We start from the raw sequence: 11,189 nt of genomic DNA on the forward strand, positions 1-11,189 counted from the left end.
GGCGAGGGCCGCTGCGTCCCCGGCCTCACCCGGGGGAGACGAAGCCGGACTCGTACGCCGCGATCACCGCCTGGGTGCGGTCCCGTACGCCGAGCTTCGCCAGGACGGAACTCACATGGGACTTGACGGTCTCGGTCCCCACCACCAGATGCACGGCGATCTCCGCGTTCGACAGGCCGCGCGCCATGAGCCGCAGCACCTCCCCCTCCCGCTCGGTCAGCGCGGCACGCTCCAGGGCCGTCCGGGCCGCGGCGTTGCCGTACTCCCTGCCGAACGAGGCGGCCAGCTGCCGTACCGCCGCCGGGAACAGCAGGGAGTCGCCCTCGGCCACCAGCCGTACGGCGTGCACGATCTCCGCCGGCCGCGCCCGCTTGAGCAGAAAACCGTCGGCGCCCGCGCGCAGCGCCCCGTACACGTACTCGTCGTTCTCGAAGGTCGTCACCACGACGATCTTCGGCGGGTCCGGCACCGTGCGCAGCACGGCCCGCGTGGCCTCGATGCCGTCCATCAGCGGCATCCGTACGTCCATGGCCACGACATCGGGGCGCAGCCGCCGTACCAGCGGGATCACGGCGGCCCCGTCGGCCGCCTCACCCACCACCTCGATGTCCGGCTGGGCCTCCAGCACGGCCCGCAGACCGGCCCGTACCAGCGGCTCGTCGTCGACCAGGAGAACAGTGATCGGCACCCGATCAGCCTAGGGGACGTCGTTCGGATCAAGCCGCAGGCCGCGGGGTTCGGCACGCGCCCCCACTGCCCTGGACGGGCGTGGGGGCACCCCGAGCGGCGTTGTCGTCACTCGCCGGCGCTCCGCGTCGGCTCCCTCCTCCGCCTTGCGTCCGCACGCACCGGACCCCGCTCACCCCGGTCACCGGGCACCGTCCGCCGGAGCCGGCCCGATCCGAACGACCCCCCCGGTGCCCTGCTCCCCGGCACCGGACCGGCCCAGTGCCCGGCTCCCGGCACCGGATCACCGCAGCGGCAGGTCGACGTGCAGCAGCCACTGGTCGCCGTCCCGTCCCGCCCGGGCCTCGCCGCCGAGCAGTGCGGCCCGCTCGCGGATCCCGCGCAGCCCGCTGCCGACGCCCGTGCCGGTCACCGGGGTCTGCGCGGGCAGCGGATTGCGCACCTCGAGGCGGAGCCGTGCCTCCTCCACGGCGATGCGCACACCGATCCGGACGGGGCCGGCGTGCCGCAGCACATTGGTGAGGCCCTCCTGGAGCATCCGGTAGGCCTCGCGGGAGACCGGCCCCGGAACGCGCTCCAGCGGCCCGGTCACCTCGGCGTCCACCCGCGCGCCCGAGGACCGCGCGGAGTCCAGCAGACGGCCCGCCTCGTCCAGAGCCGGACGGGCGCCGGCCGGCTGCCCCGTCTCGCGCAGCACGAGCAGGACCCGTTCCAGGTCCTCCAGCGCGGCCCGTCCCGTCTCCTCGATGGTCTCCAGCGCCCGGCCGGTGAAGTCCGGGTCGCCCGCCGTCCGGGCGGCACCCGCCTGCACCACGGCCAGAGTCAGCGCATGACCGAGGCTGTCGTGCAGCTCCCGTGCGATGTGATTGCGCTCCAGCAGCTGCTCGGTGCGCTGCTCCAGCGCGGCCAGACGCTCCTTGAGCGACGGCCCGAGCAGCCGGCGGGCGGCCCGGGCCATGAGCGCGCCCGCCCCGGCGACGAACAGGATCAGCACCAGCACGGGCACCGGTGCCGGCAGGGCGTACGCCCAGCCCCTGCCGGAGACGTGCAGGAACAGGGTGGAGACCTTGGGCGTCCCGAAGGCCGCCCCGACCAGCGACAGCGCGCACGCCAGCAGCTCGTTGGACACCAGCGCGACGACGAGCCCGGCCTCCATGCGCAGGACCATCCAGGCACCGGTCCTGGCCCGGTCGCTCCACGAGGCGGAAGGGACGGCGGAGACCCCCGGGTCCTCGTCGGTCCGCACCCGCGCGTGCGGACCGGGGAACAGCATCAGCCGCGCCTGCAGCCCCTCCGCACGGCGCATCGAGGGCACCATGGCGGCGGCCAGGACCAGGGGGAGGGGAACGACCCCGATCAGCACCCGTTCGCCCGGCGACAGGCCGACCAGTCCCGGATGGACCAGGGCGCAGACGAACGGCACGAACGCGCCCACCAGCATGTGCAGCCAGCGGGTGTACGTCACCGCACGGGTCAGCGGCAGCAGGAGGCCCGACATGCCGCCGTCCTGGCAGAGCGCCCGGAGCCGGCGTCTCCCCCGCACGGGGGAGACGGTCTCCTCCGGCGGGGGGAGGCCCGCCCGCGCGCCGTCCGGCCACGCTGACGCCATGAGCAGCATCGACCTCGAAGACCTCACCAAGGAGTACGGCAGCACCCGGGCCGTCGACCGTCTGACGTGCACCGTCGAGCCGGGCCGGGTCACCGGGTTCCTCGGCCCCAACGGCGCCGGCAAGTCCACCACCATGCGCCTCGTCCTCGGCCTGGACCACCCCACCTCCGGCACCGCCACGATCGGCGGCCGTCCCTATGCGACGCTGCGCGAGCCCCTGCGCACGGTCGGCGCCCTGCTGGACGCACAGGCGGCCCACGGTTCCCGCACCGCCCGGGACCACCTGCGCTTTCTCGCCGTCAGCAACCGCATCCCGGCCCGTCGCGTGGACGAGGTCCTCGAGGAGACCGGTCTTGCCGCGGTGGCGCGCCGCCGCATCAGAACCTTCTCGCTCGGCATGCGCCAGCGCCTCGGCATCGCCGCCGCGCTCCTCGGGGATCCGCCCGTCCTCATCCTGGACGAGCCCGTCAACGGCCTCGACCCGGAGGGCATCGTCTGGATCCGCGATCTGCTGCGCCGGCTCGCCCGCGAGGGCCGTACGGTCCTGGTCTCCAGCCATCTGATGAACGAGACCGCGGTCCTCGCCGACCACCTCGTCGTCCTCGGCCGGGGCCGGCTCCTGGCGGACGTCCCCACCCAGGACTTCATCGAACAGCACAGCCCTCCACGCGCACGCGTGCGCACCGACGATCCCGCGCGGCTGCGGGCCACGCTGCTGGCCGAGGGATACACGGTGCAGGAGGACGACGGCCGGTGGGTGGTCGAAGGCGCCAGAGCCGGGGAGGTCGGAGCCGTCGCCGCCCGCGAGGGCATCCCCCTTCTCGAACTCACCGACGAACGCGCCTCCCTGGAGCAGGCCTATTTCGCCCTCACCGCGGACGAGGCGGAGTACACCGCCGCGGCTCCCGCATCCCCGACCGTCCCGCAGGAGGCATGACCATGTCCGTCACCGCTGTGCTCCGCTCCGAGTGGATCAAGATCAGGTCGGTCCGGGCGAGCTTCGGATCGCTCCTCGCGATCCTCGTCGTCACGCTGCTCTTCACCCTGCCCCTCTACGCCACGGAGGGCCAGGCGGAGGCGGGCAGCGACGGGGATGTCGTCTTCGGAGCCTTCCAGGCGATCTACTTCGCGCAGATCGCCGCGATCGCCTTCGGGGCCGTCGCCGTCTCCTCCGAGTACGCGAACGGTGCCCTGCGGGTCTCCCTGTCGGCCGTACCGAACCGGAGCCTGTTCTACGGGGCCAGGACGACGGTCGTGGCCGCAGCCGCCCTTCTGGTGGGGCTCGTCACCGCGTTCACCACGTTCCTGGTGGGCCAGGCGCTCCTGGGGGAGGACGCCATCGGTCTCGGTGAGCCGGGAGCGCTGCGGGCCTGCGTCGGCGCGGGCATCCACCTCGCGCTGCTGGCCCTGTTCGCCGCGGGACTCACGTTCCTGCTGCGCAGTGCCGTCCTGGTGCTCGGCCTGCTCGTCCCGTTCATCCTGATCGTGTCCTTCGTGATCGGGGACGCCGCCGGAAAGGCCGTCGAGTTCCTTCCGGACCGTGCCGGACAGCAAGTGCTGTACCAGCAGACCCCGGCAGGCGGCATCGGCCCGTGGCCGGGGCTCGCCGTGACGGCGCTGTGGGCGGCGGCCGCGCTTCTGGCCGGCCTGTGGGCGGTGCGTCGCCGCGACGCCTGACGTCCTGTCACCCGCCCCGGAAGCACGGCGACCGGGGCGGGAGCTTTGCGAACGGCGGTGAACGGCGGTGAACGGCGCGTTCATGGCGTGAAGTGCGCGTCCACGGCGCGTTGATCGAACGTTTTGCGCCGCCCGGCACGATCCCGGGCATGCACCTCGAGACGATCAGCCCGAACGACAGCACCTGGCAGGACCAGGCCCTGTGCGCGCAGACCGGGGCCGACTTCTTCTTCCCCGGACCGGGCAGCTCGGTGCGGGAGGCCAAGCGCATCTGCTCCCTGTGCGAGATGCGCGCGGCCTGCCTGGAGTACGCCCTGGAGAACGACGAACGCTTCGGCATCTGGGGCGGCCTGTCCGAGCAGGAACGCCGGGCCCTGAAGCGCGCCGACGACTGACGGCCGGTCAGGTCCCGGTCCGCGCCGCCAGCCGTGCCCTGCGCGCCGCCAGCCTCTCGTCGAACTTCGCCGCCTGCGCCTCCAGGCCCTCCAGGAACAGGCCCAGCTCCTCCTGCGCCCGCCGGCCCTCGGGACCGAGCCCGTCGATCCGCATGACCTTCAAGAAGCGCAGCACCGGCTGGAGCACGTCGTCGTGGTGGATGCGCAGGTTGTAGATCCCGCCGAGGGCCATCTGCGCCGCCGCCCGCTCGAAGCCCGGGATGCCGTGGCCCGGCATGCGGAAGTTCACCACGACGTCCCGCACCGCCTGCATGGTGAGGTCGGGAGCGAGCTCGAAGGCCGCCTTGAGCAGGTTGCGGTAGAAGACCATGTGCAGGTTCTCGTCGGTCGCGATGCGCGCCAGCATGCGGTCGCAGACCGGGTCGCCGGACTGGAACCCGGCGTTGCGGTGCGAGATGCGGGTGGCCAGCTCCTGGAAGGCGACGTAGGCGACCGAGTGCAGCATCGAGTGCCGGTTGTCGGAGACGAAGCCCTCGCTCATGTGCGCCATCCGGAACCGCTCCAGCCGCTCCGGGTCGACCGCGCGCGAGGTGAGCAGATAGTCGCGCATCACGATGCTGTGCCGGCCCTCCTCGGCCGTCCAGCGGTGCACCCAGGTGCCCCAGGCGCCGTCGCGGCCGAACAGCGTGGCGATCTCGTGGTGGTAGCTGGGCAGGTTGTCCTCGGTCAGCAGATTGACGACCAGGGCGGTCCGGCCGATCTCCGTGACCTTGGACTGTCCCTCGTCCCAGGCCTCGCCGTCCTCGAACAGGCCCGGGAAGTTGCGGCCGTCGCTCCAGGGCACGTACTCGTGCGGCATCCAGTCCTTGGCGACCCTCAGATGCCGGTCGAGTTCCTTCTCGACCACCTCCTCCAGCGCGTACAACAGCCGCGTGTCGGTCCATGCGGACGGGCTGCCGAGGTGAGGGGAGGAAAGCGTCACGGGAACTCCAGGGGGAGGAGGAGAGGCCGGCTGCGGGCACGGCGACGGAACGAGCCGGCGCGCGGTGCCGGAGCCAGGAACCTACGGGATCGTAGGCTACGAATCCGTAGGTTACGGCATCGTAGGTTAAGGCCGCCGTAAAGGACGTCGGCCGAACCGGTGAGGCCCGGGAACCGGCGGACACGCGGCAGGCCCCGGGATCCGCGGATCCCGGGGCCGGGCGGGCGTTAGGTCACGCCCTCAGGCGTACAGCTCCCGCAGCCGCACCGAGAGGCAGGTCACACACCCCTCGAGCTTCTCGAACTCGCTGATGTCCACCACCACCGGCTCGAAGCCGAGGTCGGCCAGCAGCTCCGCCGTCTTCGGCGCGCTCGCCGCCATCAGCAGCTTCTCGCCGCCGAGCAGCACCACATGCCCGCCGGACGCCTCGGGCACCGGCAGGAAACGCGGATACAGCGACGGCATGTCCATCTTCGGGATGTGCCCGATGACCGTGCCGTCGGGCAGCGCCGTCACCGCCGACTTCAGATGCAGCACCTTGGTCACCGGCACGGTCACGATCCGCGCCCCGAGCGGCTCGAACACGGCCCGCAGCTGCCGCACCCCGGCCGCGTTGGTGCGCCCGCTGCGGCCGACGTAGAGGGTGTCGCCGATCTTCAGCACATCGCCGCCGTCCAGCGTGCCCGGCTCCCAGATCCAGTTCACCGAGCAGCCCAGGCGCGCCACGGCCTCCTCGACCCCGGCGGTCTCCCCCCGCCGGGACTCGGCGCCGGGCCGGGTGATCAGAGCGACGTTCCTGTACACCACGACCGTGTCCTCGACGAACACCGCGTCGGGGCAGTCGTCGGCCGGCTCGACCTCGATGGTCTCCCAGCCGTGGGAGCGCAGCGCCGCCACGTACGCCTCCCACTGCCGCAGCGCGAGGTCGACGTCCACCTTCTCCCGCTCGATGTGCGTCACCAGCCCTTCGGCGAGGCGCGGGCCGGGGCGACGGACGAGGGCCTTCTTGCTGGGCACGAGGGGCCTTTCGATCGCGGGTGGTTCTCCTGGCGCGGGTGTGGTCGCTCCGGTCCGCCATGATGCGTCAATCGCCGGACGGGGCAAAAATCGAGGGCGCCTCCCGCAGCTCTCCCTCCTCCAGCAGCAGCCGGCGCGTGATCCCGAGGGACTCGAGGAACGGCAGGTCGTGACTGGCCACGATCAGCGCGCCCCGGTAGGACTCCAGGGCGGTCGTCAGCTGCCGCACGCTCGCCAGGTCCAGGTTGTTCGTGGGCTCGTCGAGCATCAGCAGCTGCGGTGCGGGCTCGGCCAGCAGCAGCGCGGCCAGCGCCGCCCGGAAGCGTTCGCCGCCGGACAGCGTCGCCGCCCGCCGGTCGGCGCGGGCGCCGCGGAACAGGAAGCGGGCCAGCCCGGCCCGGATCCGGTGGTGCGTGACGCCCGGGGCGAGACGGGCCACGTTCTCGACGACGGTCAGCTCGTCGTCGAGGACGTCGAGGCGCTGCGGCAGGAACCGCAGGGGGACGTGCGCCACCGCCTCGCCCGACACCGGCGGCAGCTCCCCGGCGATGGTGCGCAGCAGCGTCGTCTTGCCGGCGCCGTTGCGCCCGGTCAGTGCGACGCGCTCCGGGCCGCGCAGCTGGAGGAAGCCGTCCAGGCGCGCGCCGTGCGCCAGACGGAGGTCCCGCAGGGTGAGCACGTTCCGCCCCGGCGGTACGGCCGTGCGCGGCAGGTCGACGCGGATCTCGTCGTCGTCCCGTACCGCCTTCACCGCCTCGTCGAGCCGTTCCCTGGCCTCGGCGAGCCGCCGCTCGTGCAGGATGCGCTGCTTGCCCGCCGACTCCTGCGCCGACCGCTTGCGGGCGGCCATGGCGATCTTCGAGTCGCGTTTGTTGTCCCGCATCTTCTGGGCGTACCGCCTGCGGCGGGCCAGCTTGAGCTGGGCCTCGACCAGTTCGCGCTTCTGCCGGCGCACATCGGCCTCGGCGGCGCGCACCGTCCGCTCGGCGGCCTCCTGCTCCACGGCGAGGGCCTTCTCGTACGCCGTGAAGTTGCCGCCGTACCAGGTGATCCCACCGGAGTGCAGATCCGCGATCCGGTCGACCAGCTCCAGCAGTTCGCGGTCGTGGCTGACCACGACCAGCACGCCCGGCCAGGCGGAGACGGTCTCGTACAGCCGCCGGCGCGCGTACAGGTCGAGGTTGTTGGTCGGCTCGTCCAGCAGCAGGACGTCCGGACGGCGCAGCAGCAGTGCGGCCAGGCGCAGCAGCACCGCCTCGCCGCCGGACATCTCTCCGACGGTGCGGTCCAGGCCGATGTGACCGAGTCCGAGGTCGCCGAGGGTGGCCAGGGCGCGCTCCTCCACGTCCCAGTCGTCGCCGACGGTCTCGAAGTGCTCCTCCGACACGTCGCCGGCCTCGATGGCGCGCAGTGCGGCCCGCCGGTCGGCGATGCCGAGCGCCTCGTCGATGCGGAGCGCGGTGTCCAGCGTGATGTTCTGAGGGAGGTAGCCGATCTCGCCGGTGACGTGGATCGTGCCCCGGGTCGGGGCGAGTTCACCCGCGATCAGCTTCAACAGGGTGGACTTTCCCGCGCCGTTGACCCCGACGAGCCCGGTCCGGCCGGGACCGAAGGCGGCGTCCAGCCCCGAGAGGACGGAGCTGCCGTCGGGCCAGGCGAAGGAGAGGGAGGTGCAGGTGATGGAGGAAGACGTGGAAGACGTGGAAGACGTGAAAGACATGGGCGCCTTGCGGATGCGAGTGCGGTCAGGGGCATACGCGGGAGACACCGCGGGACGACCATGTCGAAGGCGGTAAGTCGAAGGCGGGAGTCCGCCGGGCACGAAAACCGGGCACGGAAGCCAGGTATGAAAACCGGGCACGGAAAAAGCCCTGGCCGGACTCCGGAAACGGCTCGGACGCCGAGGTCGCGCACGACGCACACACCTGACCGGTGTGACGCGGTGTCTCAGGACCTCAGGCGTGCAACGGCCTTCTCCTCTCGGCGGCAACAGGACCGCTGCACACAGTAGGAAGGGCCGGGCGCACTGTCAACGGATTTAAGGACGGGCCCGAGGCCGGCGTGGGCCCGGGCCCGGGCGCGGACCTGGATCCCGCCGGGCGCAGGGGCCCGTGCCCGACGGCTCGCTCCCGCTGCCGCCGCCGGCGCGGGCCGCTCGCCGGCGGCGGCAGTCGACGGCGGCGAGGCCGTCCTCGTCCGTCCGGGGAGCGGGGAGCGGTCAGCCGGCGTCGCGCATCAACTCCGCCAGCTCGTGGTCCAGATCGAGCTGCAGATGCTCCAGGCCGGCGGGCACCAGTTCGTCCGTGGCCTCGAGGAAGCGCCGTATCTGGCCGCTGGGCACATGCACCACGGCGGTGCCCTCCGGGGAGTGGAACTCCAGGGCGATGCGGTCGTAGCCGTACGGCCGCACCCGTACGTCGCCCTGCCCCTCGGACCCCTTCAGACCGGCCGCGAGCAGGTCACGGGCGAAGGTCCAGCAGACCTCCACCCCTTCGAGGGTGGCGGGGGCCGGGAAGGTCATGCGGACGGCGAACGGGTCGCGCCGGTCGTAGTGCAGCGTGACGGGGACGGTGTGCAGCCGCGGTGCGGCGGCGACCAGACGCGCCTGCACGGTCTGCTCGATGACGGTGGACAAAACGCCTTGCTCCCTTGTGACGGCTGGACGGTGACGGCCGGACGGCCGGGTACTGGACCGGGTACTGAAGGAGACGGCGGAACCGGCTGCTCCGTACGCATGCGGGACGAGTGACCTCCGTCACTGCGTTCATGTGCACAAGTGACACGCCGATCGGGTCGCTCGACTGGACGACCTCATTTCGCCCGTTGTGTCGAACAGATGAAGAATGCAGGTATCCGTTCCTTGCACAGAGAGGAAGTGAACGGCATGCCAAGCGGTTCCAGCTCCAAACGCGAGCGTCAGTACGCGCACATAAAAGAGGGCGCACACCACCGGGGGGAGAGCGCCGAACGTGCCGCCGGGATCGCCGCGCGCACGGTGAACAAGGAGCGTGCCCGCTCCGGAGAGTCCAGGACCGCCAGTCCTTCCTCGACCCAGGACATGTCCTCGGCCAGGCGGGGCGGACAGCGCTCGGGCCGGGGCTCCGGGGGACCCACCTACGACCAGCTCTACCAGGAGGCCAGGCGGCGCAACATCCACGGCCGCTCGGACATGAACAAGCAGCAGCTGCGGCAGGCACTGGGCATGGGCTGACCCGTCCTGCCGTCCTTGGCACCCGGGGCGTACGCTCGTCCTCGTCATGACGACCGTGGACATTCCCGCCGGGTGGCCCACCACCGAGGAGCAGGCCCGCGCCATTCAGGACGAGTTGCGCGGGAAGGTGGTGCTGGACGAGCCAGGACCACCGCCCGGGACGGGACACGTCACGGGCGTCGATGTCGCCTACGACGATGATCGGGACGTCGTGGCGGCAGCGGCTGTCGTCCTGGACGCGGCCACCCTGCGCGTCGTCGCCGAGGCCACGGCCGTCGGGCGAATCTCCTTCCCGTACGTCCCGGGCCTTCTGGCCTTCCGCGAGATCCCCACCGTGCTGGCCGCGCTGGGCGCCCTGCCCTGCCCGCCCGGCACGGTGGTCTGCGACGGCTACGGCCTGGCCCATCCGCGCCGCTTCGGTCTGGCCAGTCATCTGGGCGTGCTGACCGGACTGCCGACGATCGGCGTCGCGAAGAACCCCTTCACCTTCACCTACGACGACCCGGACATCCCGCGTGGCAGCTCCTCCCCGCTCCTGGACGGCCGGGAGGAGGTCGGCCGGGCCCTGCGCACCCAGGACGGCGTCAAACCGGTCTTCATCTCCGTCGGCCACCGGGTGACCCTGGCCGACGCCTGCGCCCACACCCTCGCCCTCACCCCCGCCTACCGTCTGCCGGAGACGACCCGCCGGGCGGACGCCCTGTGCCGCCGCGCACTGCGCGAGGCGACGGCACGGGCCGCCCGGGACGGCCGCTGAGGACCGGGCATCGCTTCCCTTCGGGCCGTTTCCCTTTGGACTGCTTCCCTTTGGACTGTTTCCCTTTGGGCCGTGGCCGGGGCCCGCGGCGCCGGGGAAACCGGCGATCGCTCCGGCAGGCCGTGCCGGGGGAGGCTGCGTCCGCGCGGCCGGCGGCCCACCGGCCGGCCGGATGGGCAGGATGAGGAGGACCCGTGGGGGAGAGCGATCCGCACCTCCACGTCACGGCGAGGACGGGCCGCGACGACGCGGTCGTCCGCAATGTGCCGGCCTTCGCGTTCGGTCCGGCGGGCGACCTGCCGAGCCCCGTCCCCACCGGATGCGGAGAGCGCGTGCCCTGTGCGATGACCTCGCCGCACCCGCAGAAGGTCACCTGCCCCGCCTGCCGGGAGCACGCCCGGCGCGAGCGTCTGCGCCTCGCGGAGCGGGTCGGGCGTCCGGGGGGGGCGTGCCCGGAGCGGCCGTCGGCCCCGCCCGGGTGAAGCAGGCCGCGGCCCGGCATCGTGAGCTCGNNGCCGGGCCGGAGAGCTGAACCGGAAGCGGGACCGAAGGGACCGGGCCGGAGAGCCGCACCTGAGAGACCGAGCCCGGTTCGCACGACCGCGGAGAGACCGAGTCCGGGTCACATGGCCGCCGCCGTACGGAAAGTGAGGCCCGCCCGGCGCAGGCGGGCGATGAGGGCGTCGCCCATGGCCACGGCCGTGGTGACCTGGCCGGCCGTCGGCGGGAGGTCGTCCAGGGCGAGGGACAGGGCCGACTCGGCGAACATCTTCGCCGTCTCGCCGTACCCGGGGTCGCCGCCCGCGACCTCGGTCAGCACCCGCCGCCCGCCGCCCTCGCCCACGAACCGCACG

The 11,189-nt window shown here is 72.6% G+C and carries 12 protein-coding genes and 1 pseudogene; 6 read left to right on the forward strand and 7 right to left on the reverse strand.

Annotation, left to right across the window (positions count from 1 at the left end):
* Positions 1 to 25 precede the first annotated feature (25 nt).
* Positions 26 to 688, reverse strand: a complete 663-nt coding sequence (locus CCN35_RS07830; RefSeq protein ID WP_067396918.1) for a response regulator — start codon at positions 686 to 688, stop codon at positions 26 to 28.
* 282 nt (positions 689 to 970) lie between these two features.
* Positions 971 to 2,185 (reverse strand): sensor histidine kinase, encoded by a 1,215-nt coding sequence (locus CCN35_RS07835; RefSeq protein WP_086791961.1) that lies wholly within the window; start codon positions 2,183 to 2,185, stop codon positions 971 to 973.
* Between the two features lie 109 nt (positions 2,186 to 2,294).
* On the opposite strand from CCN35_RS07835, the gene CCN35_RS07840 reads away from it, so the two are divergent.
* The 3 genes from CCN35_RS07840 (at position 2,295) to CCN35_RS07850 (ending at position 4,368) form a co-directional block, all read left to right on the forward strand.
* A complete protein-coding gene (locus CCN35_RS07840) occupies positions 2,295 to 3,233 on the forward strand; it encodes an ABC transporter ATP-binding protein (protein ID WP_067396914.1) in 939 nt (312 codons plus the stop codon).
* Positions 3,230 to 3,973, forward strand: coding sequence for an ABC transporter permease (locus CCN35_RS07845; RefSeq protein WP_067396911.1), 744 nt, complete (start codon positions 3,230 to 3,232; stop codon positions 3,971 to 3,973). The genes CCN35_RS07840 and CCN35_RS07845 overlap by 4 nt, the downstream gene beginning before the upstream one ends.
* 149 nt (positions 3,974 to 4,122) lie before the next feature.
* Complete coding sequence (locus CCN35_RS07850) at positions 4,123 to 4,368, forward strand: WhiB family transcriptional regulator (protein WP_067397014.1); 246 nt, start codon at positions 4,123 to 4,125, stop codon at positions 4,366 to 4,368.
* Between the two features lie 7 nt (positions 4,369 to 4,375).
* Here CCN35_RS07850 and CCN35_RS07855 read toward each other — a convergent pair whose 3' ends face one another.
* The 4 genes from CCN35_RS07855 to ssgD form a co-directional block, all read right to left on the reverse strand.
* Positions 4,376 to 5,350 (reverse strand): acyl-ACP desaturase, encoded by a 975-nt coding sequence (locus CCN35_RS07855; protein ID WP_086791963.1) that lies wholly within the window; start codon positions 5,348 to 5,350, stop codon positions 4,376 to 4,378.
* Between the two features lie 240 nt (positions 5,351 to 5,590).
* Positions 5,591 to 6,367, reverse strand: coding sequence for a dimethylargininase (gene ddaH, locus CCN35_RS07860; RefSeq protein WP_067396906.1), 777 nt, complete (start codon positions 6,365 to 6,367; stop codon positions 5,591 to 5,593).
* Positions 6,368 to 6,434: 67 nt separating this feature from the next.
* On the reverse strand, positions 6,435 to 8,087 hold the full coding sequence (locus tag CCN35_RS07865; protein ID WP_067396905.1) for an ABC-F family ATP-binding cassette domain-containing protein: 1,653 nt from the start codon (positions 8,085 to 8,087) through the stop codon (positions 6,435 to 6,437).
* A gap of 498 nt (positions 8,088 to 8,585) precedes the next feature.
* Entirely contained in the window at positions 8,586 to 9,002 is a 417-nt protein-coding gene (gene ssgD / locus CCN35_RS07870; RefSeq protein WP_086791965.1) for a spore wall synthesis regulator SsgD, read from the reverse strand.
* A gap of 249 nt (positions 9,003 to 9,251) precedes the next feature.
* Here ssgD and CCN35_RS07875 point away from each other — a divergent pair, with 249 nt between their 5' ends.
* The 3 genes from CCN35_RS07875 (at position 9,252) to CCN35_RS07885 (ending at position 10,817) form a co-directional block, all read left to right on the forward strand.
* Positions 9,252 to 9,578, forward strand: a complete 327-nt coding sequence (locus tag CCN35_RS07875; protein ID WP_067396900.1) for a plasmid stabilization protein — start codon at positions 9,252 to 9,254, stop codon at positions 9,576 to 9,578.
* A gap of 46 nt (positions 9,579 to 9,624) precedes the next feature.
* The gene (locus CCN35_RS07880) at positions 9,625 to 10,335 is read left to right on the forward strand and encodes an endonuclease V (RefSeq protein WP_067396897.1); all 711 of its coding nucleotides are present in this window, start codon (positions 9,625 to 9,627) and stop codon (positions 10,333 to 10,335) included.
* 194 nt (positions 10,336 to 10,529) lie between these two features.
* Positions 10,530 to 10,817 (forward strand): hypothetical protein, encoded by a 288-nt coding sequence (locus CCN35_RS07885; protein ID WP_245863061.1) that lies wholly within the window; start codon positions 10,530 to 10,532, stop codon positions 10,815 to 10,817.
* A 140-nt stretch (positions 10,818 to 10,957) separates the two neighbouring features.
* On the opposite strand, the pseudogene CCN35_RS07890 reads toward CCN35_RS07885, so the two are convergent.
* A pseudogene (locus tag CCN35_RS07890) lies at positions 10,958 to 11,189 on the reverse strand (saccharopine dehydrogenase); the annotation flags it as partial.

It is taken from the genome of Streptomyces thermovulgaris, from assembly GCF_002155915.1.
Classification (GTDB): Bacteria; Actinomycetota; Actinomycetes; order Streptomycetales; family Streptomycetaceae; genus Streptomyces; species Streptomyces thermovulgaris.